We start from the raw sequence: 26,087 nt of genomic DNA, 5'->3' as shown, positions 1-26,087 counted from the left end.
TGTTCTGTTGATATCGATCTAGTTAAGAGATCAATCAGCCGCGACCTTGTGGTGGTGTCCGTGCGCCTTGCCGGCCACCTTGCCCTTGGCGGCCTTGCCCGCCACCTTCACCGCCTTGGCATGGGCATGGCCCTTGGACGCCGCATGCGCCGTTACGTGCCTGCCGGCGTGACCCGAGGCCACGCGCAGGTGCGCGGCGGCGGCATGGCCGCGCCGCTGCACCGGTGCCACGGCCACGTGCACGGTGCGGGCCCGGCCGGCGTGGGCGACACGGCCCGTGCCCCGGGCGCGGGCCACCCGGGTCAGGGGGCGGCCGGCAGCCAGCGCCACCAGCTTGGGGTCGGTGTCGCGGTTGGCGAAGGCGTTGTCCAGCAGGGTTTCCATCAGCTTGTCGCGGGTCTTGGCGCTGCTGCCGCCGAACACCACGCCGAATAGGCGGCGCCCGTCATGCACGGCCGAGGACACCAGGTTGGAACCGGAGGCGTTGGTGAACCCCGTCTTCATGCCATCCATGCCCGGGTAGCGGTACATGAGGCGGTTGTGGCCGGTCAGGTGGCGCCCCTCGAAATCAAACTCGCGCGTGGCGAAGTAGTGATAGTCCTGCGGGAAATCGCGATGCAGCGCCATGGCCAGGCGCGACATGTCGCGCGCCGTCGTCACCTGCTCGCGGTCGGGCAGGCCCGAGGCGTTGCGGAACACGGTGTTGGTCATGCCCAGCTGGTGGGCCTTGTCCGTCATCATGCGGGCGAACACCTGTTCGCTGCCGCCGGCCAGCGCCTCACCCACCACGGTGGCGCCGTCGTTGGCGGAAATGACGATCATGCCCAGAACGCAGTCCTTGACGCTGACCGTCTGCCCGACCTCCAGCCCAAGCTTGGTCGGTTCCTTGTTGGCGGCGTTGCGCGACACCGGCAGCTCATCCTCCCAATGCAGGCGCCCCTGATGGATGGCCTCGAAAGTGAGGTAGAGCGTCATCATCTTGGTCAGCGACGCCGGATGGTTCTGCTCATCCGGGTTCACGGCGTTCAGCACCTCGCCAGTGCCGCCGTCGACCACCAGGGAGGCATAGCCCGCCTGCGCCGGATGGGCGGCGCCCAAGCCGACGGCCACCGCCCCCAGCGCCGCGACGACAGCCCCCAGCCGGCCCAGAACACGCCGCGCCACCCCAATCGCCCCCTTGAAACCCACCGTGCCGCTCCTCTCGCCCCTAGGGAATGGAATACTGTCCCTAGGGGTAGAAGATTCAATGGATTCTGTCCAGGTATTGGGTGGGATAAAGATGACGCAACAAGATAAAGGGTGATTCACCCGGCGGTGGGGGCGCCAGCCGCCAGGCTACCCGGTCACCAAAACAGCAGTTTCGATCCCTGCGATTGGCGGTACCATTGGTGGCCCGCTACCCACCAGGCCGCCGCCATGCCTCCTTCCCCCGTCCTCGGAACCCCCGATGCGCCCTGGCGCTACTGGCGTCCCGGGAACGGCGCGGCCGTTGAAGTGGGAACGGTTCGCGGACACGACGTGGCCCTGCCCGTCCATTTCCATGAGGAGGACCAGGTGACCATGGTCCTCCTCGGCGTGCGCCGCTTCGTCATCGCCGGCGTCTCGGTCGAGGTGGCGGCGGGCCAGGCCGTGCGCATCCCCGCCGGCGTGCCCCACCTTTCCCTAGCCAGCCCGGCGGGCGTGGTGTGCACCAACCTCTACCTGCCGCCGGGCACCCCGCGGCCGCCGGCCGACATCGACGCCGGTTGGGAAACCGTGACCCAAGCGGCGGCGCTGGCGGGCCTGAGCCGCGAGGGCTATTCCCGCCGCTTCAAACGGCTGCATGGCCTGGCGCCGCAGCGGTTCCGCCTGCTGGACCGGCTGAACGCCGCCCGTGCCCTGCTGCGCCAGGGCGAAGCCATCGCCGCCGTGGCGGCGGACACGGGCTTCGCCGACCAGAGCCACCTGGGCCGCTGTTTCCGCGACACCTTCGGCGTCACGCCCGGACGCTATCGCGCCGGCTGAGGTCACACCCGTTCTATAGCGCGGCGCGGTGCACCGTTATCGGTGGTGCCATCATCACCCCTTTTGGAAAGCCGCGCCCCATGCCGTCCCTCGCCCCATCCCTCGCCACCGTGCTCTCCTGCCTGCTGGTCGTCGCCGCCGGCGTCAGCCTGGCCGTGCAGCAGGTCCTGAACGCCAATCTGCGCATGGCGCTGGGATCACCCTGGTGGGCGGGCTTCACCAGCTATCTGGTGGGGATGGCGGCCATGCTGCTGCTGGCGCTGACGATGCCCGGGCCCCGGCCGACGGCGGCGGCATTGGGCGCCACACCCGTGCCGGCCTGGGCCGGCGGCCTGTTCGGCGCCGCCTTCATCGCCACCGCCATCCTGATGATCCCGCGCTTGGGCGCCGCCACCGTCCTGGCCTTGATCGTGGTGGGGCAGATGCTGTGCGGCCTGGTCATCGACCATGTCGGCGCCTTGGGCGTGACCCCGCACCCCGCCGGCGCCGACCGGCTGCTGGGCGCGGCGCTGCTGATCCTGGGGGTCGTCCTGGTACGCCGATAGCGACCTGCCGGTGCCGCCGATGCATGATATCGGAAACCCCGATTTTACCGCCCTGTCCCCGCCTTCTAGTTTAGGGGCGCCATGGTTCGGAGGCCGGCGGGAAAAGTCCGCCCCGATCATGCCAGAAGGATAACGGACCGGCGCCCGCGCCCGTCCCCAGGGAGGGTATTTGACGTGGCTTCCAAAAGTCGGACGGCCGGCCTGGCGCAGGGGCTGGCGCTGCTGCTGCCCAGCACGATGTCGGTGATGGGCGTCGTCGTGCTGGCGCCGGTGCTGCCGCAAATGCTGGCGCATTTCAAGGATATGCCCCAGGCCGATTACTGGGTGCCCATGATCCTGACGACACCGGCGCTATGCGTGGCCCTGTTCTCCGCGCCCGCCGGTTGGCTGGCCGACCGCTTTGGCCGCCGCCGGCTACTGATGCTGTCCATGCTGCTGTACGCCGTCTGCGGCGTCGCCCCGCTGGTCCTTGATGATTTCCGCGCCATCCTGGCCAGCCGCGTGGTGGTGGGGGTGACGGAGGCCGCCGTCATGACCCTGACCACCACCTTGATCGGCGACTACTTCAAGGGACGCCAGCGGGAGAAATGGCTGGCGCTGCAGACCGCCGTCGCCTCCATCTCCGCCGTGGTGCTGTTCGTCATCGGCGGCGCGCTGGGCGCCATCAGCTGGCGGGCCCCTTTCGCCGTCTATGCCAGCAGCCTGCTGCTGCTGGCCGGCATCCACTTCTTCACCTGGGAGCCGGAGGAGACCGAAGACGTCCTGCAGCATCCCGAGGCGCACCGGACCGTGGCCCTTCCCTGGGCGCGCCTGGGCGGCATCTGCGCCATCACCGCCTTCGCCGCCATCCTGTTCTATACCGTGCAGGTGGACCTGTCCCTGGCGCTCACCGGCCGGGGCGTCACCGACCCCGCCGCCATCGGTGGAATGACGGCGGCGGCCAGCCTGGCGGTGCCGGTGGGCACCATCGCCTTCCAACGCCTGTCCGGCCTGCCGGTGGCCATGCTGTTGCTGATGGCCTTCGCCCTGTGCGGCGCGGGCTTCAGCGGCATGGCGCTGGCGACCGGCCATGGTTGGCTGCTGGCCTCCGTGGCGCTGGCCCAGTTCGGCTGCGGCCTTATCCTGCCCACCCTGCTGACCTGGGCCCTGCGCGGCCTGGCGTTCGAGATCCGCGGCCGGGCCACCGGCCTGTGGCAAGCGTCCTTCTTCGTTGGCCAGTTCCTGAGCGCCTTCGTCGTCACCACCCTGTCTCATCGCTTCGGTGACATCTTCAGCGCTTTCCTGGGCCTGGCCATCGCCAGCGGCATCGCCGCCGCGCTGGCGCTGGGCGGTCTGGCGCTCATGGGCGGCCGCGCCCAGGGGGCAACCGCGCCGGGTGTGCGCTGACGGTCCGGTCTTCCCTCAGTCACGCGTCCAGCAGCTCGGCCACCGCCTCGCCGATGGCGAGAGAGGAGGTCAGGCCCGGGCTTTCGATGCCGAACAGGGCCACCAGGCCCGGCAGACCATGGGCCGGCTGCCCATCCAGGCGGAAGTCGGGCTGCGCTTCACCGGGCCCATGGATCTTGGGCCGCACGCCGGCATAGTCCGGCACCAGGGCGCCGTCCGGCAGGCCCGGCCAGAAACGGCGGATGTAGCGGTAGAAGCCGTCGGCGCGGCTGGGATCCACGCGATAGTCGGGCGCCTCGATATATTCCAGGTCGGGGCCGAAGCGCGCCTGCCCGCCCAGGTCGCGGCGATAGTGAACGCCCAGGGCACCGGGAATGGGGGGCGGATAGACCAGGCGCTTGAACGGCGCCCGGCCGTTGAGGGCGAAGTAGCTGCCCTTGCCGTAGTGCGCCCGGGGGATCAGGTCGGCGGGAAAGCCTTCGATGCGGGCCGCCACATCCTGGGCCGACAGGCCCGGCGCGGTCACCAGCAGACGGGTGGTGACGGTGGTGGGATCGCGCCCGCCGGCGCTTACGGTGAAGCCCCCACCCTCCAGCGGCGTCACGCCCAGCACCGGCGTGCCGGTGACCACGGCGCCATCCCGCGCCTCGATCTCTCCCCGCAGCGCCACCATGTAGCCATGGCTGTCGAAGATGCCGCTCTCGGGTGAGATCAGGGCGGCCACGGCGCGCAGGTCCGGCTCCAGCGCGTGCACCTCGGCCGCGCTCAACCAGCGCATGCCCTCCACGTCGTTGATCCTGGCCTGGTTCAGGATGCCCTCCAGCCGGGGCACCTCCGCCTCCTCCGTCGCCACCACCAGCTTGCCGCACTTGTCGTAGGTGACGCCGTGGGCATCCAGGAAGGGGTACAGCATCCGCCGCCCGGTCACGCAGAACCGCGCCCGCAGGGATCCGGTGGGATAGTAGAGGCCGCCGTGCGCCACTTCGGAATTACGGGAGGATACGCCATGGCCGATGGCGTCCTCCGCCTCCAGCACGGCGACGATCAGGCCGCGCAGGGCCAGGGCGCGGCCGCAGGCCAAACCCACGGCCCCCGCCCCCACAACGATCGCATCGAAATCCGTATCCGCGCCGGCCATGCCCCGCTCCCGTCCTATCCTCGGTCAAATCTGCCCGGACGGTGCCGCGTCGCGCAATGCTGCAGGCATGAACAGCGCCCCAAACCTTTTAGAATGGTCAAACCTTTAAGATAATTGTCGGCCCCGGAGCTGGGGCGTATTACCTTGGGCGAGGTTCGTTTACCTGCCGGAAATATCCGGCGGCGATAATGGATGCCGGTGTCGCATGGGTTATGGGGTTGGAAGCATGGGGTTGAGCACGGCTTGCCGCGGCGGCCTTTGGGGCAGGGCATGACCCCGGCGGAAGAGGATCGCGCCCGCACGCTGACCGACCTGGTGGACCGGCTGTCGCCCGAGGCCGCGCGCAAACTGTTCGAAGAGGTCGATTCCAGCCCGGATCAAAGCCGGGCGATGGTGCGCCGCGCCCTGATCCAGAAGCTGAACGCCCAGCGCCAGGCCCACGCCCGGCGCCAGTTCACCCAGCTGTTCGAACCCTTCCTGACCAGCGACCCCTGGCTGCTCCGCGAAGAGTTCCACTGTCCCGGCAGCATCCACCCGCTGGACGTGGGCGGCCTATGGTCCGCCCTGGCCGCCAAGCCCCTGGCGCCGCTGAGCCGCTCGGTGGATGAAACCCTGTCGGCCCTGGCCCAGGAACAGCCGCTGTTCGTGGTATTGCGCACGCCCAAGGCCCTGGCCCTGCGGGAGGAACTGCGTCTGGCCGCCGCCGCGCGGCTGTCACAGACCCTGCAGGACAAGGCCGCCACCAAGGACTTGCTGGAGGTGATGAACGCCTGGCGCCGGGCGGAGGCGACGCGCAAGAACCTTGGGGTAGTGCCCCGCCCCCTGATGCTGGCCGACCTGTCGCTGCTGTATATGCTGCTGGAGAACGGCGGCCACTATTCCCGCCTGGTCACGGGCCTGAAAGGCGATGACGATAACGGCGGGGCCGACGGAGCGGCGGCCGTGCTGTCCTTCCAGGCGCCGGGCGTGCCGGTGGCCCAGGCCAACCAGCTGACCCTGCTGATGCCCCTGGTGCTGCTGAACCGCCACCGCGCCTATCGGCAGATGAGCGGCTACTTGGTGCAAGGCCCCACCGACTGGCAGCCGGTGCTGCTGTCGGCCCTGGTGCGCCACCTGGCCCGCACCTGCCAGGTCCTGGCCGACGAGCTGGGCGCCCTGGCCGGCGCCGGCGAGGTAGCCCGCCGCCCGCTGGTCGTCGCTTCCGAGCGGCGCGAGCTGCTGGAACGGGAGCTGGTCTACCTGGATGACCTGCTGACCCTGTTCGACGAATTCGACCTGCTGCGCGACGGCCGCGAGGCCAGCATAGCCCACGGCACCCTGGACACCATGATCAAGAAGGTGGAGGGCGCGCTGTACCCCTACCTGTCCATGCGCGTGTCGGTCACGGCCCATGCCAAGGGCCGCATGGCGCTGGACCATGCCGCCCTGGCCTGGGCGCTGGGCTACACCATGCGCTGGCGCAACACCCTGACGCGCAGCCTGCATTGGGGCACCCGCTACAGCGATTTCCGCGAGCGGCTGGTGGAGGACCTGATGGACGCCTACCGCGCCGCCTTCTCCCGCACCGAGGCGGGGGACAGCCGGGAGCGGCTGGGCCAGGCGGTGCGCGCGGCGGAGCTGTCGCAGGCCGTGGGCGCCGATTTGCGCGAAAGCATGACCCTGCTGGACCAGGGGCTGGTGCAGACGGCAACCGACCGCCTGCGCGACGCCACCCCCATGACCGGCGCCGAGATGGCCCTGATCACCACCCTGCTGGTCAAGGCGCAGAACGAACTACGCCGGACCAAACACTGGCGCGACACCAACCTGGTGAACTTCGTCACCCTGGCCGAGGGGCGCGGGCTGAAGGGCTGAGCCTCCGGGAAATCCGGAGGCTCACCGCCAAATGGCACCTCACTTACCGCGCCTGGACGTCCAGGCCGTAGAGGCTAACGCCCAAGGTGCGCGTGTCGGACGAAAGCCCAGAAGCAGCGGGCGACATCAGGTCGTTGTCAACCAACCGCACATCGATACCGGCATGGGTCGGGTTGTCGAAAGGAATGTGGATCTGCTGGCGGCTCGCGCTCATCGTGAACTCGGCCAACACCGGCGGCGCACCATTGACGCTGACGGAGACCGTTTGCCGTGAGTCAGGTTTCGGCAGGTATGCACCCAAATCCAGCGTTAATATTCCAGAGTCCAGTTGCACGGGCGGAACGGTTATGCGCGCCTCGGACGCCATCATCCAGACAAAACCTTCCTCGGCCTTGGACCAGCCCGACGCCAGTAGATAGTCATCGTATTCGTCGTTATGACCCGCGACGGGCAGTGGGCCGACAGCGAAGGCGCTTGGATCCACATAGCGGCGGAACAGGATGCCGTCGCTCTCGAAGTCGCCCGGCCGCAAGGCCGGCAGGGGGTTGGGGGCGCGTTCCACCTTATAGCGGTTATTGTGCGCAACTTCCTCGGACCGGCACCGCCCCTCCTTGGTGAAGGAAATGTGCCAGTTCTTGTTGACACAAAACAAGTCTTCCCCTTTGCGCAGGGCGTATGCATCAACGCCGGTCAAGCTGATCCAGATAGGCGGCCAATCGGGCCCATTATTGGTGTCGAGCACCATGCGGCCCTGCCCCTTGTGCTGTTCCATTGCTTGATAAAGATTTGCGATGTCAGGCCGGTCATAGAACACGGCGTAGTCCGGCACACGATTCACGTGGATGCAGGCCTCACCCAGCAATGCCACGCTCGCCATGGCATAAACAACTTTCTTCCCCGTGACCCACTGCATGTCGTGCCAAAGAAGCAGGGTAGATGGAAAAAGCAATGGGACACTATAATAGAATAGGCAGATGTAGTTCTGAGAAACATCATCCACACCGTACCGAGCATAAAAAAGAACTGACCCGGTCGCAGCGACGAGGCTCGCCAGCAGGGCCCGGACATCACCCCCATTTTCTTTTCGGGCCGAACGCGCGCTACCAACCAGTAACACCACCGCCAACACCATGGCGACCAGCATGTAGCGCTTCCCACCCCAATACTGGCTGATGAAGCCCCAGGCAGCCGATACCGAGTTGGGAGCGTGCTGACGGCCAAACTTTGCATAATCCGCGAAGGGGCCAGGGAATTCATTGATTGTGGTGATGAGGGCCGGCACGAAAAACAGGAACAGTATCAACACGGAAATGCCAATCGTGACCGCATTTTGCGCGAAGAACGCCCTGCGGATCAGGCATCGGTCCGCCACGGAGTGGTAAGTGGCAATATTGTACAGACATAGGAGTATAAAGATCACCCCAAGCATGGGAATGAATGAAACGTGCCCATTCATCAAGAAGCCCGCGCTCAACGCCAGCATGTACAGCATATCCGTACGACCGGCCGCGAGGCGTGCGGCCGAAATCACCATGACCACATAGGGAAAGAAATAAAGATCGGGGAACCACAATCCCATGAAGAACTCATAGTGTACCCACGCCGCCAGCAGCAGGAACACCGACACCACCATAAGCGCCGTCAAGGGCGCACGGGATATCCGGATCATTCCAACAAATAGAGCCGTGATCCAGAAAGAATTGTATAGGAGCACCGCGAGCAACTGGCCGCCCAACGGTGAAGCCACGAGATGCAGGCCATTGAAGAAAATAAATTCCCCCAGTCCCAGAACATACAGCAGAGCCGGACCAGGGTGGTTGAACCCCACGCGCGAATAATTGCCTATCCAAAGGGAGAAACTTTTAATCCTCATAATGAGAAGCGTGTTTGTGGCAAAATCCGACGCCTCAACATAATGAGCACTAATAATACGCCAGGATGAGACCAGAAGTGCCAAGAATATGATAATGAAGAAAATCGCTATTGTGCGATATTTCCCGCCGGCAAAAACTTCCATTAAAATCTCCAGACTCCGCATGAGGCGAGCCACGCTCATCGCCCAATCGAGCGGGATTGCCAGCCGAAGCATTTTCGCTTTCCGACACAACACTCGTTCACGCCGGAACCACAGACTCGGCCGTCACAAGGGCTTGTTTATCTTGAAATTGCCGAGCGGCTTTTATCGTATCGCCCGCCCTAGGGTCAAGCCGCCTAGGCAGCGGCCACCTACGCCCGCGCCAGCCGGCGTGCGCGCTGTTTCAGGTCGCCCACCACCGATGCCAGGGTCAGGCCCAGGCCGCCGGCCAGGACGTACCAGGCGGGGCGGATGCCCGCATCCCAGTCGAAGCTGAGGTTGGCCTCCAGCACCAGACCCGGCGGCAGGTGGCGCACGGCCCAGAAGCCCAATGCCTCCGCCCCCGCCGTGCCGACGGCCGCCAGGACGCTGAGCCCCAGCAGCACGGGGACCGAGCGTGCCTGCCCATCGGGCAGCACGCGGTTCAGGAGGCGGTAGGCCAGCAGCCAGGCCAGCCAGCCGGCCATCAGGGTGGGCACCGTCACGTCGGCCTTTTCCTGCAGGAAATAATGGACCAGGCCCAGCACGGCGATGGGATAGACCAGGGCGTGCAGCCGGCGCCACCGCGGGCCGCCCAGCCGCTTGATCATGCCATCGGTGGAGGTGATGCCCAGCGCCACCAGGCCCAGCAGCGCCACGAACCCGATGGTGAGGTAGACGCGGCGCGCGATCTCGGACGCGATGTGCAAGAGGTCCAGCGACTGGTCGGCGGCATAGCCGGCCAAGTGGACCACGGCATAGAGGCAGGCGGCCACGCCGATGCGCCGCCGCACGGTCATCAGCGCCGGCCAGCGGGCGATGCGCGCCAGCGGGGTCACCAGCAGCGACAGCAGCAGGAAGCGGAAGGTCCACACGCCCACCTCATGGATGAAGGCGTTGTAGGGCCGGGGACCCAGCTGTCCCATGATGGCGTCATAGCCGATGAGTGCCATGGGCAGGCAGAGCCCCGCCAGCGCCAGGGTCATCAGCCAGGAATAGCGGCCGGCCCGGTCCTGCCACAGACGCCAGTTCATGCCCGATCTCCGGCGAAACCGCTGCGATATGCAATACTGTTTGCAAAACTGATGGCAAAGGCGCCGGACACTTCTGTTGCATAACGCATTATCTTCGCCTTTTCAGAGGGATAGGCCGAACCGTCATCCCTAATTAATTCCTTATTTACCGTACCGCGCGCGGCCATCCGCCGCACCTGGCCCGGTCCTTGCGTTAACTACTCCCCAAAAGGGCTGCAAGCCCCATCGGAACCGAGGACCTTTCATGATCCGCCTGCTGACAGCCCTGATCCTGGGCTGCCTGGCATGGACCGCCGCCATCGCGCCGGCCCGCGCCGCCACCGCCAGGAACACCATCGGCCTGAAGGCCACCGTCGTCACCGCATGCACCGTGGATGTCACCGATCTGGGTGTCGCCCTGGATGTGGTGGGCGGCGAGACCAAGCGCCAGGTGGGCAGCGTGGTTGAAAACTGCAACGATGCCAAGGGCTACACCATCACGGTCAACTCCGCCAACAATGGCAAGCTGCAGTCAGGCAAGAACACGGTCACCTTCACCACCCTCTACGACGGCACCACCGGCAACGGCAGCGGCAGCGTCTCCGTCACCCGGTCCAAGGCCACCTTCGCCAAGACGGCCGCCGTGGCCGTCACCATCGCCGGCAACGCCAAGACCATCGCCGGCAATTACACGGATACCCTGACCATCACCATCAAGGCGAAGTGACACGGCGCCAGGCAACCGTCTGCACAGAATCTGCACAAAAGACGCTGGATATCTGCTGACCGGCGCCCGCAGGGCTGCACGGTCGCATCGCATAACGGCGGCATGACACCCGCCGGAACCCCACCCCTGACTCCCACGTCTGTCCCCCTGCCGCCGTGCGTCCTGCGCGACGGCTGGTGGCTGGCGGCGAACCCGCGCCCGGGATCCTGGGGCCCGACGGCCGTCATCCTGCCCTTCAAGACCAGGAAGACCCCGGCCCCATGACCGATACCACCCCCGTCACGACCGCCGGTGCTGCGCCCGGCGGCGACGCCCCCGGCTTGCCCGCCCCTCGCCTGTCCGGCGGCATCATGCTGGCCGGTCTGGCAACCCTGGCCACCGCCCTGTTCTATGACGCACCGCTGGGCATCGCCCTGCCCGCTTTCCTGGCCCTGTTGTGCGGCGGGGCGCTGCTGTTGAATCCGCCGGCGGGCGGCATGGGCCGTTGGGTGACGGCGGCGGTCACGCTGGTGGCCGTGCTGGCGCTTCTGGTCGATGCCGTCACGCCGCTGTCGCTGCTGCTGGCCATTCCCGCGATAGCCGCCTGCCTGCTGCACCTGACGGGGCGCTGGCCGTTCGGCCTGGAGGGCAGGGTACAGTCCGTGGGCGCCATGCTGGTGCTGGGCCCCTGGCGCCTGGGACGCGACAGCTTGGCGGCCCTGGAATGGGGCGTGAACCATATCCGGCGCAGCGCCATCGTCGCCGCGGCCGTCCGCTGGGTCCTGCCCGCAGGCCTCGGCCTGATCTTCTGCCTGCTATTCACCACGGCCAACCCGGTGCTGGGCCTGTGGGTGGACCGCCTGCCTTTGGCCTTCCTGGGAGACATCGACGCCGGCCGCATCGTCTTCTGGATGGTGGTCCTGGCCCTGCTGTGGCCCTTCGTCAAGGTCACCGGTCTAGCCGGCCCTGTCCCGGCGCCGGCCCTGGCGGGGCCGGAGGAGGAGCAGGACGATCCCGTGCTGGCCCTGCTGCTGTCACCAGCCACGGTGGTGCGGGCGCTGGCCCTGTTCAACGCCCTGTTCGTCCTGCAGTCGGCGATGGACGTCTACTATCTCTGGACCGGTCACGACCTGCCGGAGGGCGTGACCTACGCGGCCTACGCCCACCAGGGGGCCTATCCCCTGGTCCTGACCGCCCTGCTGGCCGCCCTGTTCGTGCTGGTGGCGCTGGAGCGGCCACCGGTGACCGGCACCGTGCGCCGCCTGATCGTCGTCTGGATCGCGCAGAACATCCTGCTGGTGCTGTCGGCCATGCTGCGCCTGTCGGCCTATGTGGCGGCCTATTCCCTGACCGGGCTGCGCGTCGCCGCCTTCCTGTGGATGGTCCTGGTGGCGGTTGGCCTGGGGCTGATCCTGGCGCGCATGGCGCTGGGCCGATCCAACCGCTGGCTGGTGGGCGCCAATCTGGCCGCGACCGTGGCCCTGTTGTACGGCGCCGCCTGGGTCAACATCCCGGCCCTGATCGCCACGTATAACGTGGGCCATTGCCGGGAGGCGGCAGGCGGCGGGCCCGACCTGGACTGGGCGTATCTGGGCCGGCTGGGGCCGCAGGCCATCCCGGCGCTGGACCGCTACATCGCCCTGCCATTGCACAGCCGGGCCGGGGCCGGCGATGCTTCCGGCGCGACCGTCGAGTCCCTGCGCCAAGCCCTGGCCCAGCGCTTCCTGACCCGCCATGCCGGCTGGCGCAGCTGGACAGCGCGCGACCAGGGCTTGCGGGACTATCTGGCCGCCCATCCAGATGGTATCGATCAGACGAGCCAACCATGATGGGCATCATGCACCGCATCCTTGTCGTCGACGACGATCCCCACATCCGCGACGTCCTGTGCTTCGCCCTGGAGAAGGCCGGCATGGCGGCGGAGTGGGCCGGCAACGGGGTGGACGCCCTGGACTTGGCCACCCGCAACCCGCCCAGCCTGGTCGTGCTGGACGTGGGCATGCCGGAGATGGACGGGCTGGAGGTCTGCCGTCGCCTGCGCCGCGCGTCCGACGTGCCCATCCTGTTCCTGTCCGCCCGGGATGAGGAGATCGACCGCGTGCTGGGGCTGGAGATGGGCGGCGACGACTACGTCACCAAGCCCTTCAGCCCGCGTGAGCTGGTGGCCCGCGTCAACGTCATCCTGCGCCGCGCCCGGGGCGCGCCAATGGTGGCGACGCCGCAGGAGGACGCGCCCCCCATCAGTCGGGGCGCCTTGACGCTGGACAGCGCCGGCCACCGCGCCACCGTCGCGGGGCGTGAGCTGGGCCTGACGGCCCGCGAATTCCTGATCGTAAAGACCCTGGCCAGCCGGCCGGCGGTGGTGTTCAGCCGCAACCAGCTGATGGACGCGGCCTATCCGGACAACATCCACGTCTCCGACCGCACCATCGACAGCCATGTGCGCAACATCCGCGCCAAGTTCCAGGCGGCGGGGTGCGAGGATGCGGTGGAAACGGTGCATGGCGTGGGCTTCCGCCTGGGCCCCTGCACCACGGGCACGGCGCCGTGACGCCCCTGCGGGTCCGCGCCAAATGGCGCCCGTCGCTGGGCATGATCGTGGTCGCGGTGCTGCTGGCGGTCGCGGCGTTGCCCTTGGCCGGCCTGTTCTTTTTCCGCCTTTATGAGAACCAGCTGGTGCGCCAGACGGAGGCGGAGCTGATCGCCCAGGCCAGCGTGCTGGCCGCCGCCTACGCCGACGCGGTGGAGCGGCTGGACCCGCCGCCGACCCTGTCGCCCACCCCCCTCACATCCCCGGCGCCCGAGGAGCGCTTCCACCCCATCGAGCCGGCGCTGGACCTGACCAGTGATGACGTGCTGGGCGCCCGGCCGGCGGCCTTGCTGGCGACCGCCGCCGTGGACCCGGCCCTGCAGGCCATCGGGTCCCGGATCTATGCCATTGCCCAGCGGGCGCAGGAACAGATGCTGGCCGGCGTGCGGGTGCTGGACTTCAACGGCACCATCCTGGCGGGGGCGGAGGAGGTGGGCCTGTCCCTGGCCGACGTGCCGGAAGTGGCGGGCGCCCTGGCCGGGCAATACCACGCGACCTTGCGCGTCCGCCGGTCGCAGCACGAGCCGCCGCCGCTCTATTCCATGAGCCGGGGGACGGGCGTGCGCGTGTTCGTGGCCCTGCCCGTCATCGCCCATACCCAGGATGGCGACCGGGTGGCTGGCGTCATCTACGCCTCGCGCACGCCCAACAACATCTTCCGCCACCTGTACGGGGAACGGCGCAAGGTGGCCCTGGCCGGCGGCTGCATCCTGGCCGTCATCCTGATCATCGCCTTCGTCTTTTCCCGCACCATCACCCGCCCCATCCACCAGCTGGTGCGCCAGACGCGGGAACTGGGCACCCGCGGCCTGGATGAGGGGCCGGCCGACGCGCCGCACTACGGCACCCGGGAAATCGCCCTGCTGTCGCAGAGCTTCCACGACATGGCACAGCGCCTGTCCGACCGGTCGCGCTACATCACCACCTTCGCCGCCCATGTCAGCCACGAGCTGAAATCGCCCCTGACCGGCATCCAAGGGGCGGCGGAGCTGCTACACGACGATATGGACGGCGAGGCGGCCATGGGCGCCAGCCAGCGCCGGCGCTTCCTGGGCAACATCCTGGCCGACACCCGCCGCCTGACGGCCCTGGTGCAGCGGCTGCGCGACCTGGCCCAGGCGGACAACCCGGTACGCGGCGGCCGCACCAGCCTGGCCGCCGTCTGGCCCGAACTGGCGGCCCAGTTCCCCGGCCTGGCGCTGACCGCCGGCGGCGAGGACGCCGCCGTCGCCATGTCGGCGGAAAACGTGATGATCCTGTTCGGCCACCTGGCGGACAATGCCGGCCACCACGGCGCCACCGCGCTGGACATCACCGTGGCCTTCTGCGACTGGGCGGTGGTGGTCACCGTGGCCGACAACGGCCACGGCATATCCCCCGCCAACCGCGATCGGGTGTTCGACGCCTTTTTCACCACCCGGCGGGACAGCGGCGGCACCGGCATGGGCCTGCACATCGTGCAGTCGCTGCTGCGCTCGCATGGCGGCGACATCCGCCTAGGCGATGCGCCGGAAAGCGGCGGGGCGGTGTTTGAGGTGACCCTACCCCGAGCTTGAGTTATTTCCGCCCACCCAGCGCCGCCGCGGTGTCCGCGATGACCGCCACCACCAGGGCGACCGCGCCACAGAGGAAGATCAGGGCGTAATCCTGGCCGCTGTGGTTGAACAGGTAGGAATAGCCATAGCCGGCCAGCGCCTGGAACAGGGCGAAGGCGGTCGTGGCGCAGCTCCACGCGGCCTGCTGCTGCTTATGGCTGTGGGGCAGCAACTCGCGGATGCGGCCCAGCACCAGGGGCACGATGCCGGCGGTGAAAATGCCCAGCACGACGGTGGCGGCGGCGATGGCGGCGGGATGGCCGCTGACCGCCAGCAGGGCCACCGCCCCGGCCTGCAGGGCCAGGGACAAACGATAGGCCAGTCCCGCGCCCAGGCGGTCGGCCATGGGGCCGCTGACCAGAGGTCCGGCGATGGCGGCAACGCCGAACAGCACCCAATAGAACGCGCCGACATCCGCCCCCCGGCCCAGGCCACGCGCGACATAATCGACCAGCAGCACCATGACCGGCACCAGGCCTAGGGCGTTCAGGGCGTATTCGGCGTAGAGCACGCGCAGGATGCCGCCGGTGCGCCCACCCTCCGCCTCGCCCGGGTTGGCCACCGGGGCGGGCAGATCCCGCGCCGGCCAGCCGAACCAGCTGACGGCCGTCAGCAGCAGCGCCAGGCTGCCCAGTCCCATCCAGGCCTGCACCAGGCCAAGGCGCAGCAGGGCCGGCACCACGGTGCCCGACGCGGCGATGCCCAGCCCCAGGCCGACGAAGATGATGCCGCTGACCAGCCCGCGCCTGGCCGGCGGGATGTGCGGCAGGATGGATGTGGCCACCAGCACCATGATGGCACCGCCGGCCAGTCCGGACAGGAAACGCCAGACGAAGAACCAGCCGACCGACAGGGGGAAGGCGCAGGCGAAGAAGGCGATGGTGACCGCCAGCATCATCAGGCGCAGGGTCCAACGGCTGGTCAGGCCCGCGGCCAATGGCCGGCCCAACAGCGCGCCCGCCAAGTAGCCGGCGAAGTTGGCCGCCCCCAGGGTCACCACGTCGCCGGCCGCGAACCAGCGGGCGGCGATCAGCGGCGGGATCAGGGGCGTGTAGGCGAAGCGCGCCAGGCCGACGGCGACCAGGCTGCCGCTGAGCCCAGCAATGGCGGCCATCCAGGATGCGGCGGACAAGCCGGGGGCGTTCCGGGGGACGGCGCCGTCCCCGGTGGTGGAGGTGGACATGGGATGAACTGCCTTTGCTGCGGCCGGCCTTGAACGGCCAAGCCTTATTTGATGGTGGGTGAGTTATTGGCCGTCTGGCCGAACAGGATCTTCTTCCCCTCCTCCGTCACCGTAGGGCGGTTGCGCAGGGGCTCCCCCTTGGCATAGGCGCGGATGGTGGCGGGGCGGGCGGCCACAGCCTCGAACCAGCGCTTCAGGTCGGGGAAGTCGTCCAGGTTCTGCTGCTGCCGCTGCCACGGGACGATCCAGGGATAGATCGCTATGTCGGCGATGGAATAGTCGTCGCCCGCCACGAAGGCCCGCCCCGCCAGGCGGCGGTTCAGCACGCCGTACAGGCGGTTGGTCTCGTTGACATAGCGGGTCATGGCATAGGGGATGCGTTCCGGCGCGTACTGCACGAAGTGGTGGTTCTGCCCGGCCATGGGCCCCAGGCCGCCCATCTGCCAGAACAGCCATTCCGTCACGGTCTTGCGTCCGCGCACATCGGCGGGGATGAAGCGGCCGGTCTTTTCCGCCAGGTACAGCAGGATGGCGCCGCTTTCGAACACGGTGATGGGCTCACCCCCATCGGCCGGTGCCGTATCGATGATGGCCGGCATGCGGTTGTTGGGGGAGAACGCCAGGAAGTCCGGTTTGAACTGGTCACCGGCGCTGATGTCCACCGGGTGGATGGTGTAGTCCAGCCCCGCCTCTTCCAGGAACAGGGTGATCTTGTGGCCGTTGGGGGTGGGCCAGTAATAAAGCTCGATCATCGGATACCTCGCGGGACGGGCGGATGTTGGGGTTCTCGGGGGGCCACTCTCAGAGGTCCAGCAGGGCCAGGGCCGGGCGGGCCATACCCTCCAGCTGGTCACGGTCGGCATGCAGGCGCGCCATGACGCGCATGGCCACCACCACGCTCAGGAACAAATGGGACAAGTCTTCCGCCGGCTGGGCGGGGGATATGGTGCCGTCGGCCTGGCCCGCGCGCAGGTGGCGCAGGAAAAAGGCGCGGATTTCGCCCAGGCCGCTGGCCACCTCCTCGCGGATGTCCGGGTCCTGGGCCGTTACGTCCAGCGCGGCGTTGATCAGCATGCAGCCCCGCCGCTGCGGATCGCCCAGGGAGCGTTCGACGACATCGGCCAGGTAGCCGGCCACCGCCTGGCGTGGCGGCAACTGGTCCAGCCGGGCGATGCGCTGGCTCAGCGTCCCGCTCAGATACTGGTCCAGCGCCTTCATGAACAGGCCGCGCTTGTCGCCGAAGGCGTTGTAGAAGCTGGCCGTGGTCAGCCCCATGCGCGCCGCTAGATCCCGGGTGCTGGCGGCGCCATAGCCCTGGGACCAGAATCCATCAACGGCGGCCTGCAGGGCCGTCACCTCATCAAACTCACGCGGCCGCGCCATGGCGGTCTCTCCCCAAATCCGGAAAGAACCGCCGAATGCCCATGCGGGGCGGTTCTGTATCGCTCGCTTCAGTTAAATTAGAGCACTCGATACAGAACGCAAGCCCCGTCGCGTGAAAATCATTGTGCCGTGGGATGGAAGGCCGCGGCGCCGTTGAGTGGTGCCCTCACGCCCCCCAAACGTCCCGCGCGAAACGCAGGACGTTGCCGCCCAGGATTTTGTCGATGCGGGCGGACTTGTGGCCGCGCTTGGACAACAGGTCGGCCAGGTGGGTGAACTGGCCGGGGCCGCGCAGATCGACCACGAAGGGGTAGGTGTCCTCGGACTCGCCGGTGGCGCTGATGCCCGCGGCGCGGCGTTGCCGGATCTCCTCGCGCAACACGGCGCGGTAGCGGTCCAGGTCGTCGATGCCGGTGACGTCGCCGTCGGTACCGATGGCCACGTGGTCCTCGCCACAGACGTCCAAGGCGTGCTCGATATGGCGCACCACGTCCTCGGCCTTGGCGTGGCCGTCCGGCGTCAGGAAGGGCATGAAGTAGATGCCGACCACGCCGCCGCCCTGGGCCACGCCGCGCAGCTCCGCATCCGTCTTGTTGCGCGGCAGGTCGCACACGGCGCGGCAGCCGGTGTGGCTGATGGTGATGGGGCCTTTGGCCACGGCCAGGGCGTCCAGGCAGGTCTTCTCACCACTGTGCGACAGGTCGACCATGACCCGGGCGGCCTGCAGCCGCTCCACCGCCTGGCGGCCGAAATCGGTCAGGCCGGTATTGGGCGCCATGGAGCCGGCGCCCAGCGGGTTGGCGGGGTTGTAGGTCAGCTGGATGATGCGCACGCCGAGATCGGCGAACAGATCCACCCGATCGAGGTCGTTGCCCAGCTGCACCGCGTTCTGGAAACCGTAGATGACGCCCAGCTGGCCCTGGGCCTGTGCCGCGACGATGTCGGCGGCGGTGTACACCTTGCGCAGCGCGCCGGGATGCTGGCGGATAAGCCGGTCCCAACGGCCAATGTCACGCACCGTGTACTCGAACGGGTCCATGGGGCCGGAAACGTAGCCCAGGGTCAGGTTCACGGCCGTCAGGCCCGACTGGCGCACATCGGCCAGGGCGCGGGCGTCCACCTTGGCCTGCGGCGTGTCCGGCAGCCGGGCCGCCGCCGACTGCGGGTCCAGCGCGGCATCCACCGCGATATTGGGGTTGGAGAAACCGCCCAGGAAATTGATGACGGGCGCACGCAAGGGGGTCTCCGCGACAGGCTTGCCGGCAAGGGTTCCGGCAGAGGCGTCGGGCGCGCGACTGCGCGCCCGTACCGGGCCGGCGGCCAGCCCGCCGCCCAAGCTCACCATTGCCCCCGCCAGCACGGCGCGGCGATCCATTATCGTCATCCGGTCCCCATTTCCCGTCAGGCGCCCGCCCTGCCGCCGGGTCGCCGCCCTCACGATTGCGCAAAGCCTGGGAAAAAGGAAGGACGACGTGCCCCTTTCCACAGCACGCGATCCCGCCGCCCGGCCACCGTTTGTGATCCGCGCCAGACTGTGCCTTGATGACGGGCGCCGCCTGCGGCCACGGGAAGGGAAATGCACGAATGTCCAAACCGGACCTACGGGTCCTGATCATCGGCGGCTACGGCACCTTCGGCGGCCGAATCGCCACCCTGCTGGCGGATGAGCCGGGCTTGACCCTGGTCATCGCCGGCCGGTCGGCGGGCAAGGCCGCCGCCTTTTGTGCGGCCCTGGCGCGGGCACGCTGCGCCACCCGGCTGTCGGCCCTGGCCTTCGACCGCGACGGTGACCTGACGCCCCAGCTGTCGGCCGCCGCGCCCGACCTGGTGATCGATGCCACCGGCCCCTTCCAGGTCTATGGCGATGCGCCCTACCGCGTGGTGCAGGCCTGCCTGGACCTGGGCCTGCCCTATCTGGACCTGGCGGACGGCGCCGACTTCGTCATGGGCATCCAGGCCTTTGACGGGGCCGCCCGTGCGGGCGGCGTTCCCGTGCTGTCGGGGGTCAGCAGCTTCCCCGTGCTGACGGCGGCGGCGGCGCGCCATCTGACCCAGGGCTGGACGGCGGTGACGGGCCTCATGGCCGGGGTCGCCCCCTCCCCCTACGCCGTGGTGGGCGCCAACGTGCTGCGCGCCATCGCCAGCTATGCCGGGCGGCCCGTGCCCCTGATGCGCGACGGCGCCTGGACCCAGGGCCAGGCCATGACGGAGGTGCGGCGCCGCACCATCGCCCCACCGGGCATCCTGCCCCTGCGCAACACCCGCTTCGCCCTGGTGGAGGTGCCGGACCTGCGGGTGCTGCCGCCCCTGTGGCCGGGCTTGCGCGACATCTGGGTGGGGGCGGGCACGCGGCCGGAAAGCGTGCACCGGATCATGACCACGCTGGCCTGGCTGGTGCGGCTGAGGATACTGCCCAGCCTGCTGCCCCTGGCGCCCCTGTTCCACTGGGGCGCCGGCATCCTCCGCTGGGGGGAACATCGCGGCGGCATGGTCGTCGAGGTCACGGGACGCGACGCTGAAGGCCAGTCCGCCAGCCGATCCTGGCACATGGTGGCGGAAGGTGATGACGGCCCCTACATTCCCGCCATGCCGGCCGCCGCCCTGGTGCGCCGCTGGCTGGCGGGGTCGCCCCCGCCCGCCGGCGCCCGCGCCGCCGTCACCGACCTGGATCTGGCGGACTACCAGCCCCTGTTCGCCCCCCGCGAGATCCACACCGGCGTGCGCGATGGCCCCAGGCCGGAGGCGCCCCTGTTCGCCCAGGTGATGGGGCGCGAGGCCTGGGACCGGCAGCCCGCCGCCTGGCGCGCCCTTCATACCCTGCCCACCGATGGGCCCGGTGTATGGCGCGGCCGCGCCGCCGTCACCCGGGGGCGGAGCCCGCTGGCCCGCCTGGCCGCCCTGCTGGTGGGCTTCCCGCCCAGCGGCACCGACGTGCCCGTCACCGTCACCCTGAGCCGCACCGCAGAGGACGGCGAGCTGTGGGCGCGCGACTTCGCCGGCCGCCGCTTCGCCAGCCGGCAAAGCCGGGGCCAAGGCCGCAACGAGCATCTGGTGGTGGAGAGCTTCGGCCCCGCCGCCTTCGCCATGGCCCTGGTGGCCGGCGCCGACGGCGTGACCCTGGCCTTGCGCCGCTGGACCCTGTTCGGCCTGCCCCTGCCCCTGTGGCTGGCACCGCGCAGCGACGCCACCGAGACGGTGGCGCCCACGCCGGGCGGCGACCGCTTCCACTTCGACGTCCGACTCAGCCATCCGCTGGCGGGACTGATCGTGCATTACCGGGGGTGGCTGGACCGGGGATGGCTGGGGCCCGGCTGATCACGCCGCCCCCTGCAACCTCACCGCACTATCGGTGATGGCCTGGGCCAGGGCCGCCGCCGGGCCGCGCCCCGTGGCGCCGGGGCCGGCCAGGACGAATTCGACATCCACCAGGGGCGGCAGGTGCGGCACCTCCGCCATGCCGCTGGGCAGCATGGCGCGCGGCTGGACGGTGACGCCCAAGCCGGCCAAGGCCGCGGCGCGCAAACCGCTGAGGCTGCCGCTGACACAGGCGATGCGCCAGGGGCGGCCGTGGCGTTCCAAGGCTTCCAAGGCCACGGAGCGACTGATGCTGGGCGGGGTGTACAATACCAGCGGCACGGGCTTGGCGGGGTCCAGCACCTCCCCCTCCCGCCCCGCCCAGACGAAGCGGTCGCGCCACAGCGGGCGGCCCAGGGTGTCCCCAGGGCGGCGCTTGGCCAGCACCAGGTCCAGCTCGCCCGCGTCCAGCTTCTGGTAGAGGAAGCCGCTGAGGCCCACGGTCAGCTCCAGGTCCACCGCCGGGTGGCGGCGCACGAAAGCGGCCAGCACGTCGGACAGATGGGAGATGACGAAGTCCTCCCCCGCGCCCAGCCGCACCCGGCCGCGCAGGTCGGCGCCGGCGAAGTGCTGCCGCGCCCGCTCCTCCAGCTCCAGCATGCCGCGGGCGAATTCCACCAGCGCCTCGCCATCCGCCGTCAAGCGCACGGTGTGGGTGTCGCGCACGAACAGGCGGCGGCCGACCGCCTCCTCCAGCCGGCCGATCTGCTGGCTGACGGTGGACTGGCGCAGGCCCAGCCGGCGGCCGGCCTCGGTAAACCCTTGGGCGCGCGCCACTTCCATGAAGGTGCGCAACAGCGTGGTGTCCAGCATATCCATCCCCGGCGACGATACGGTCATTCATAAATACGATCACAATAACAATTGTAAGCAGTCTTCAAGATGGACCGTCCAGCACTTTATGATGGTGCGTCATCTTGTTCCGCCCCTTGCCCCCGCCCCCTCGCCCGTACAAGGTTGTCAGCCCATGTCCGTCCCCGCCGCAACCGCCCCCACCACAACCGCTCCCGGCCCGTCCATGCCCTCTTCCCGGAAGCCCTCCACGGTCCTGCTGTGGCTGGCGCGCCTGAAGCCCGACACCTTCACCCTGTTGCTGGTGGGCACGGTGGTGCTGGCCTCGTTCCTGCCGGCCAAGGGCGGCATGATCGGCGTGGCCAACGGGGCCACGGACGTGGCCGTCTTCCTGCTGTTCTTCCTCTACGGCGCCCGCCTGTCGCGCGAGGCGGTGATCGGCGGGCTGACGCAGTGGCGGCTGCATCTGCTGGTGACCCTGTGCACCTTCGCCCTGTTCCCCTTGGTGGGACTGGCGCTGAAGCCGCTGGTGAACCTGGATATCTTGACGCCCGACCTGTACCTGGGCGTCCTGTTCCTCTGCACCCTGCCGTCCACGGTGCAGTCGTCCATCGCCTTCACCTCCATCGCCGGCGGCAATGTGGCGGCGGCCATCTGCAGCGCCTCGGCCAGCAACTTGCTGGGCATGGTGATCACACCCCTGCTGGTGGGCCTGCTGCTGGCCAAGGCGGGCGGCGGCTTCTCGGCCGACGCCCTGACCTCCGTCTTCGTGCAGTTGCTGTTGCCCTTCGTGTTGGGTCAGCTGCTGCGCTCCCGCATCGGGGATTGGGTGGCCCGCAACAAGAAGGTGCTGGGCCCGGTGGACCGCGCCAGCATCCTGCTGGTGGTCTACGGCGCCTTCAGCCACGCCGTGAACGAGGGCATCTGGCACCAGCTGGACCTGGCCAGCCTGCTGAAGGTGGTGCTGGTGGATGGGGGCCTGCTGGCCCTGATCCTGGTGCTGACCACCGTCATCAGCCGCCGGTTCCACCTGTCGCGGGCCGATGAGATCGCCGTGGTGTTCTGCGGTTCGAAGAAAAGCCTGGTCAGCGGCATCCCCATGGCCAACGTACTGTTCGCCGGCCACGCCGTGGGCATGATCGTCCTGCCCCTGATGCTGTTCCATCAGATCCAGTTGATGGTCTGCGCCGTGCTGGCCCGCCGCTATGCCAGCAACCATCCGCCGGGGTATGTGGCGGCGGAGTGACGGGGGCAATCGGGGCCGGCACCCGAGATTGTGCCCCCCCTTACGCTTTCGGGTGTTGCGCCATCCATTGCGCCACATAGTCGGTCAGGCGCTTTGAATCCCGATAATATAGGATTGTATCGCTTCCGCAGTGAATTTCGTCATCCGGTTCCCCGTAACGCGACTGAACCGCCCCCCGGTCGAGATAACGCATGATGACGAAATTGTATTCCCGCGGCGCGGTCATCTTACTGTCGTTGAAATAGTCGGTGCGGTTGTTAAGCCACATCCATGGGTCGCCGCTGCCATCAACAGTGGAGACGAACACCCGGGATTCGGTGAACACTGTCACCGGATGGGCAACCCAATAGTGCCCCAACCCGGACTTTAGAGGGAAATTCGCGCCCTCGCGTTCAAGGCACTGTGCCAAATCCTCGTTGAAGAAGACTTTGGGGAATGGAAGTATCGCTGCCAGCGCCACGGACGTCGTAATGGTCACCGCCGCTACGGACGTGACCCATGGGGCCTTCCGGTTGACCTGGTCGCGCACCGCAGCGATGCACAGCAGCGGCGGCCACCACCACGCAGCGGCGGTGTAGCGGAACGTTCCCTGCTCCTCATAGGCAGCCATGGTGACGGCCAGGGTGGCCAGCGCGGCGATCAATCCGAAGTGCCAGGAGAACAACTCAGCGTCCGTCCTCCGCCGGACCTGGCCCGAAGCGGCGCCCTCGATGCCACCGAACCAGAAACGGGCCAGGTAGGCGACCAGGGCGAACACCAGCGGCACAAACAGTTCCACCATCATCTCAGGGGGGGCCGACGCCACAAACAGGCGCGCGCGCTCGAGCACCACGCTGAGGGTCGCCGGCGGGAACGGACTGATGGGCAGCGTATGCAGCAACCCCACCCCCAACCCGGTGGCAGCCACCGCCGAGATGCCCAGGATCGCGGCGGAGCGCCAGGGCGCTCGCCCAGCTATCGCCATCGCCGCCAGGCCGGCCAGGAAGGGCAGCACGAACTCCCACACGAACAGCGCGTCTGAAAAAGCCGCCAGGCAGATCGCGACATTCCAGGCCAGCAAAGCCGGAATCGTCCAGGGTCGGTGCAGTCGCGACTGGGCATAGGCCGCCATCATGAAGGAAAGCGCGAATGAGCCGAGATGAACACCGATGGCGATGAACTGCAGGTGTGCCAGATCACGGCGAGCCGCCAGCCCCGCGAACAGGGCGACCATCAGCCACTGGCCGGCAACGCCGACCTGCAGGCCCCGCAGAACGACGCGGCAGGCCGCAAGAAATCCCAGGACAGACAAGACACAGAACAGGAAAAAAGCCACCTTCCACGGAACACCCATCTCCAACAGTGGAATGATGATGAGATGCTCAGGAAAAATGTCGGGCAGGTGCGAAAAATGAAAGGTCTTTAGCGTGTGATCGCGCACCGCCTGCCAGAACGACAAAACATAAAGACCATCTGACGAGTAATAGCCACTATTAATGTGCGGATGTGCCAATGCGTAAAGGACGCCAACGAGAGAAACAACTACACCGACAGGCCAAAATGCGATGGCAAGAATATTATTGATATCTACTCGCCTTATTTCCCCCATGACCCCACTCTATCCTCAGATTTTTTCCCAGAATATATGATGATCATGACAAGCAAATAGCCAATAAGACGTCACGCATGCATGTTCGCCTGCAAGAAGCCTGCTTATTCCGGGTGGTTTCGGCTAATTTCTTATACAGACCATCCCTAGGCGGCGCAAATGGCGACGACTGCGGCCCCGCCACCCGTCCGCCCAACGAACCGGTGGCGCCTCTCGTCCTCTCAGCACTCCGGCAGGTTCACCGCCAGGCCACCCAGGGACGTTTCCTTGTATAGGTCCTTCATGTCGGCGCCGGTGCGCCGCATGGTCTCGATCACCCGGTCCAGGCTGACCTTGTGGGTGCCGTCGCCCATCAGGGCCAGGCGGGCGGCGTCGATGGCCTTGATGGCGCCCATCGCGTTGCGCTCGATGCAGGGGATCTGCACCAGGCCCTTGATGGGGTCGCAGGTCAGGCCGAGATTGTGCTCCATGCCGATCTCGGCCGCGTTCTCGATCTGGGCGTTGGTGCCGCCCATGGCGGCGGTCAGGCCGGCGGCGGCCATGGAGCAGGCCACCCCCACCTCACCCTGGCAGCCCACCTCGGCGGCGGAGATGCTGGCGTTGCGCTTGTACAGGCCGCCGATGGCGGCGGCCGTCAGCAGGAAGATGTGCAGGCGGCGGCGGTCGGGGTCGTGGAAGCGCTCGTAATAGCGCAGGACCGCCGGGATGATGCCGGCCGCCCCGTTGGTGGGGGAGGTCACGACCTTGCCGCCGGCCGCATTCTCCTCATTCACCGCCAGGGCCCACAGGTTCACCCAGTCCATGACCGACAGCGGGTCGCGCAGCATGCGTTCCTGCCGCTGCAGCAGCTGGGCATGGATCTTGGCGGCGCGGCGCGGCACGTCCAGCCCGCCGGGCAGGATGCCGGTTTCGCGCATGCCACGATCGATGCAGGCGTCCATGGTGCCCAGGATGCGGTCCAGGCCCTGGTCGATCTCCGCGTCCGTGCGGCCGGCGCGCTCATTCTCGCGCATCAGCTCGGCAATGGTCAGGCCGCCCTTGGCCGCCATGTCCAGCAGTTGGTCGGCGTTGGCGAAATCATAGGGCACGGTCGGGCCCGGGTTGGCGGGGGCATTGGCCCGCGCCTCATCCTCATCCAGCACGAAGCCGCCGCCGACGGAGTAGTAGGTGCCGCGCGTCAGCTCCGCGCCCGCCGCGTCGAAGGCCACGAAGGTGATGGCGTTGGGATGGAAGGGCAGCTGGCTGCCGCCTTCCCAGCGGATGTCGCGCTCGGCATCGAAGTCGATCTCATGGCCGTCCGCGCCATTCAGCGGCAGGCGCCGGCTGGTCAGCACACGGGCGACCAAGGCGGCGCAGGCGTCGGGGTCGGCGTCGGCCGGCATCTGGCCGGTCAGGCCGATGATGGCGGCGGTGTCGGTGGCATGGCCCCGGCCGGTCAGCGCCAAGGAACCGTAGAGCTGCACCTCCACCCGTGCCACGGCGGCCAGGCGCCCACCCTGGGCCACGCGCCGGACAAAGCGGCAGGCAGCCGTCATGGGCCCCATGGTGTGGGAGCTGGAGGGGCCGACGCCCACCTTGAACAGTTCGAAGACGCTGATGCTCATGCCCGTAGCCTTATTTCCGTGCGGGCCACCCCGCCGGCCCGCCATTCACGGGC

22 protein-coding genes are annotated in these 26,087 nt (G+C 68.1%); 10 read left to right on the top strand and 12 right to left on the bottom strand.

Annotated elements, in window-relative coordinates; translation table 11 throughout:
- Positions 1-30: 30 nt before the first annotated feature.
- A complete protein-coding gene (locus FBZ88_RS14145) occupies positions 31-1,164 on the bottom strand; it encodes a D-alanyl-D-alanine carboxypeptidase family protein (protein ID WP_211102660.1) in 1,134 nt (377 codons plus the stop codon).
- A 354-nt stretch (positions 1,165-1,518) separates the two neighbouring features.
- Here FBZ88_RS14145 and FBZ88_RS14140 point away from each other — a divergent pair, with 354 nt between their 5' ends.
- The 3 genes from FBZ88_RS14140 to FBZ88_RS14130 all read left to right on the top strand — a co-directional run bounded on the left by FBZ88_RS14140 (position 1,519) and on the right by FBZ88_RS14130 (position 3,935).
- A complete protein-coding gene (locus tag FBZ88_RS14140) occupies positions 1,519-2,004 on the top strand; it encodes an AraC family transcriptional regulator (RefSeq protein WP_246138659.1) in 486 nt (161 codons plus the stop codon).
- A gap of 80 nt (positions 2,005-2,084) precedes the next feature.
- Complete coding sequence (locus FBZ88_RS14135; RefSeq protein WP_145617654.1) at positions 2,085-2,549, top strand: DMT family transporter; 465 nt, start codon at positions 2,085-2,087, stop codon at positions 2,547-2,549.
- Positions 2,550-2,723: 174 nt separating this feature from the next.
- A complete protein-coding gene (locus FBZ88_RS14130) occupies positions 2,724-3,935 on the top strand; it encodes an MFS transporter (RefSeq protein WP_186464400.1) in 1,212 nt (403 codons plus the stop codon).
- 19 nt (positions 3,936-3,954) lie between these two features.
- Here FBZ88_RS14130 and FBZ88_RS14125 read toward each other — a convergent pair whose 3' ends face one another.
- The gene (locus tag FBZ88_RS14125) at positions 3,955-5,073 is read right to left on the bottom strand and encodes an NAD(P)/FAD-dependent oxidoreductase (protein ID WP_145617652.1); all 1,119 of its coding nucleotides are present in this window, start codon (positions 5,071-5,073) and stop codon (positions 3,955-3,957) included.
- Between the two features lie 270 nt (positions 5,074-5,343).
- Between FBZ88_RS14125 and FBZ88_RS14120 the strand changes: the two genes are divergently transcribed.
- Positions 5,344-6,927 (top strand): hypothetical protein, encoded by a 1,584-nt coding sequence (locus tag FBZ88_RS14120; RefSeq protein WP_145617651.1) that lies wholly within the window; start codon positions 5,344-5,346, stop codon positions 6,925-6,927.
- A 43-nt stretch (positions 6,928-6,970) separates the two neighbouring features.
- Here FBZ88_RS14120 and FBZ88_RS14115 read toward each other — a convergent pair whose 3' ends face one another.
- From FBZ88_RS14115 to FBZ88_RS30260, 3 genes are all read right to left on the bottom strand, one after another.
- The gene (locus FBZ88_RS14115; protein ID WP_246138658.1) at positions 6,971-9,016 is read right to left on the bottom strand and encodes a hypothetical protein; all 2,046 of its coding nucleotides are present in this window, start codon (positions 9,014-9,016) and stop codon (positions 6,971-6,973) included.
- A 137-nt stretch (positions 9,017-9,153) separates the two neighbouring features.
- Positions 9,154-10,014: a protein-methionine-sulfoxide reductase heme-binding subunit MsrQ gene (locus tag FBZ88_RS14110; protein ID WP_145617648.1), complete on the bottom strand. Its 861-nt coding sequence runs from the start codon at positions 10,012-10,014 to the stop codon at positions 9,154-9,156.
- Positions 10,011-10,181, bottom strand: a complete 171-nt coding sequence (locus tag FBZ88_RS30260; RefSeq protein ID WP_186464399.1) for a hypothetical protein — start codon at positions 10,179-10,181, stop codon at positions 10,011-10,013. Before FBZ88_RS30260 ends, FBZ88_RS14110 begins: the two co-directional genes overlap by 4 nt.
- 77 nt (positions 10,182-10,258) lie before the next feature.
- Here FBZ88_RS30260 and FBZ88_RS14105 point away from each other — a divergent pair, with 77 nt between their 5' ends.
- The 4 genes from FBZ88_RS14105 to FBZ88_RS14090 all read left to right on the top strand — a co-directional run bounded on the left by FBZ88_RS14105 (position 10,259) and on the right by FBZ88_RS14090 (position 14,845).
- Complete coding sequence (locus FBZ88_RS14105; protein ID WP_145617647.1) at positions 10,259-10,720, top strand: hypothetical protein; 462 nt, start codon at positions 10,259-10,261, stop codon at positions 10,718-10,720.
- 260 nt (positions 10,721-10,980) lie between these two features.
- Positions 10,981-12,528, top strand: coding sequence for a DUF4153 domain-containing protein (locus FBZ88_RS14100; protein WP_145617646.1), 1,548 nt, complete (start codon positions 10,981-10,983; stop codon positions 12,526-12,528).
- Between the two features lie 8 nt (positions 12,529-12,536).
- Complete coding sequence (locus tag FBZ88_RS14095) at positions 12,537-13,250, top strand: response regulator transcription factor (protein ID WP_211102659.1); 714 nt, start codon at positions 12,537-12,539, stop codon at positions 13,248-13,250.
- On the top strand, positions 13,247-14,845 hold the full coding sequence (locus FBZ88_RS14090) for an ATP-binding protein (RefSeq protein ID WP_211102658.1): 1,599 nt from the start codon (positions 13,247-13,249) through the stop codon (positions 14,843-14,845). Before FBZ88_RS14095 ends, FBZ88_RS14090 begins: the two co-directional genes overlap by 4 nt.
- A 1-nt stretch (position 14,846) precedes the next feature.
- Here the strand turns inward: FBZ88_RS14090 and FBZ88_RS14085 are convergent, their stop codons facing one another.
- The 4 genes from FBZ88_RS14085 to FBZ88_RS14070 form a co-directional block, all read right to left on the bottom strand.
- Positions 14,847-16,067 (bottom strand): YbfB/YjiJ family MFS transporter, encoded by a 1,221-nt coding sequence (locus tag FBZ88_RS14085; protein ID WP_186464398.1) that lies wholly within the window; start codon positions 16,065-16,067, stop codon positions 14,847-14,849.
- Positions 16,068-16,111: 44 nt separating this feature from the next.
- Complete coding sequence (locus FBZ88_RS14080) at positions 16,112-16,819, bottom strand: glutathione binding-like protein (RefSeq protein WP_145617645.1); 708 nt, start codon at positions 16,817-16,819, stop codon at positions 16,112-16,114.
- 49 nt (positions 16,820-16,868) lie between these two features.
- Positions 16,869-17,450: a TetR/AcrR family transcriptional regulator gene (locus tag FBZ88_RS14075; RefSeq protein WP_145617643.1), complete on the bottom strand. Its 582-nt coding sequence runs from the start codon at positions 17,448-17,450 to the stop codon at positions 16,869-16,871.
- A 166-nt stretch (positions 17,451-17,616) separates the two neighbouring features.
- The gene (locus FBZ88_RS14070; RefSeq protein WP_211102657.1) at positions 17,617-18,825 is read right to left on the bottom strand and encodes a dipeptidase; all 1,209 of its coding nucleotides are present in this window, start codon (positions 18,823-18,825) and stop codon (positions 17,617-17,619) included.
- A gap of 209 nt (positions 18,826-19,034) precedes the next feature.
- Between FBZ88_RS14070 and FBZ88_RS14065 the strand changes: the two genes are divergently transcribed.
- Entirely contained in the window at positions 19,035-20,765 is a 1,731-nt protein-coding gene (locus FBZ88_RS14065; RefSeq protein WP_145617641.1) for a saccharopine dehydrogenase family protein, read from the top strand.
- Here FBZ88_RS14065 and FBZ88_RS14060 read toward each other — a convergent pair whose 3' ends face one another.
- A complete protein-coding gene (locus tag FBZ88_RS14060) occupies positions 20,766-21,617 on the bottom strand; it encodes a LysR substrate-binding domain-containing protein (RefSeq protein WP_186464397.1) in 852 nt (283 codons plus the stop codon).
- Between the two features lie 154 nt (positions 21,618-21,771).
- Between FBZ88_RS14060 and FBZ88_RS14055 the strand changes: the two genes are divergently transcribed.
- Entirely contained in the window at positions 21,772-22,842 is a 1,071-nt protein-coding gene (locus FBZ88_RS14055) for a bile acid:sodium symporter family protein (RefSeq protein WP_425465788.1), read from the top strand.
- Positions 22,843-22,882: 40 nt separating this feature from the next.
- Here the strand turns inward: FBZ88_RS14055 and FBZ88_RS14050 are convergent, their stop codons facing one another.
- Positions 22,883-24,430, bottom strand: coding sequence for a TgpA N-terminal domain-containing protein (locus FBZ88_RS14050; RefSeq protein WP_145617640.1), 1,548 nt, complete (start codon positions 24,428-24,430; stop codon positions 22,883-22,885).
- 221 nt (positions 24,431-24,651) lie between these two features.
- Positions 24,652-26,034 carry an L-serine ammonia-lyase gene (locus tag FBZ88_RS14045; RefSeq protein ID WP_145617639.1) on the bottom strand — a complete coding sequence of 461 codons (1,383 nt, stop codon included), beginning with the start codon at positions 26,032-26,034 and terminating at the stop codon, positions 24,652-24,654.
- Positions 26,035-26,087 lie beyond the last annotated feature (53 nt).

It is taken from the genome of Nitrospirillum bahiense, assembly GCF_007828025.1.
In the GTDB taxonomy this organism is placed as follows: domain Bacteria; phylum Pseudomonadota; class Alphaproteobacteria; order Azospirillales; family Azospirillaceae; genus Nitrospirillum; species Nitrospirillum amazonense.
Note: the sequence above shows the minus strand (reverse complement) of the source record. Positions and strands in the feature narration are given on the sequence as shown.

Bases quoted from the DNA above. Each gene is read 5' to 3' on its own strand.
- FBZ88_RS14120 (WP_145617651.1), top strand. From the start codon at position 5,344: ATGACCCCGGCGGAAGAGGATCGCGCCCGCACGCTGACCGACCTGGTG.
- FBZ88_RS14085 (WP_186464398.1), bottom strand. From the start codon at position 16,067: ATGTCCACCTCCACCACCGGGGACGGCGCCGTCCCCCGGAACGCCCCC.
- FBZ88_RS14110 (WP_145617648.1), bottom strand. From the start codon at position 10,014: ATGAACTGGCGTCTGTGGCAGGACCGGGCCGGCCGCTATTCCTGGCTG.
- FBZ88_RS14095 (WP_211102659.1), top strand. From the start codon at position 12,537: ATGCACCGCATCCTTGTCGTCGACGACGATCCCCACATCCGCGACGTC.
- FBZ88_RS14065 (WP_145617641.1), top strand. From the start codon at position 19,035: ATGTCCAAACCGGACCTACGGGTCCTGATCATCGGCGGCTACGGCACC.
- FBZ88_RS14115 (WP_246138658.1), bottom strand. From the start codon at position 9,016: ATGCTTCGGCTGGCAATCCCGCTCGATTGGGCGATGAGCGTGGCTCGC.
- FBZ88_RS14100 (WP_145617646.1), top strand. From the start codon at position 10,981: ATGACCGATACCACCCCCGTCACGACCGCCGGTGCTGCGCCCGGCGGC.
- FBZ88_RS14070 (WP_211102657.1), bottom strand. From the start codon at position 18,825: ATGGATCGCCGCGCCGTGCTGGCGGGGGCAATGGTGAGCTTGGGCGGC.
- FBZ88_RS14125 (WP_145617652.1), bottom strand. From the start codon at position 5,073: ATGGCCGGCGCGGATACGGATTTCGATGCGATCGTTGTGGGGGCGGGG.
- FBZ88_RS14080 (WP_145617645.1), bottom strand. From the start codon at position 16,819: ATGATCGAGCTTTATTACTGGCCCACCCCCAACGGCCACAAGATCACC.
- FBZ88_RS30260 (WP_186464399.1), bottom strand. From the start codon at position 10,181: ATGGCCGCGCGCGGTACGGTAAATAAGGAATTAATTAGGGATGACGGT.
- FBZ88_RS14055 (WP_425465788.1), top strand. From the start codon at position 21,772: ATGTCCGTCCCCGCCGCAACCGCCCCCACCACAACCGCTCCCGGCCCG.
- FBZ88_RS14135 (WP_145617654.1), top strand. From the start codon at position 2,085: ATGCCGTCCCTCGCCCCATCCCTCGCCACCGTGCTCTCCTGCCTGCTG.
- FBZ88_RS14060 (WP_186464397.1), bottom strand. From the start codon at position 21,617: ATGCTGGACACCACGCTGTTGCGCACCTTCATGGAAGTGGCGCGCGCC.
- FBZ88_RS14050 (WP_145617640.1), bottom strand. From the start codon at position 24,430: ATGGGGGAAATAAGGCGAGTAGATATCAATAATATTCTTGCCATCGCA.
- FBZ88_RS14105 (WP_145617647.1), top strand. From the start codon at position 10,259: ATGATCCGCCTGCTGACAGCCCTGATCCTGGGCTGCCTGGCATGGACC.
- FBZ88_RS14075 (WP_145617643.1), bottom strand. From the start codon at position 17,450: ATGGCGCGGCCGCGTGAGTTTGATGAGGTGACGGCCCTGCAGGCCGCC.
- FBZ88_RS14045 (WP_145617639.1), bottom strand. From the start codon at position 26,034: ATGAGCATCAGCGTCTTCGAACTGTTCAAGGTGGGCGTCGGCCCCTCC.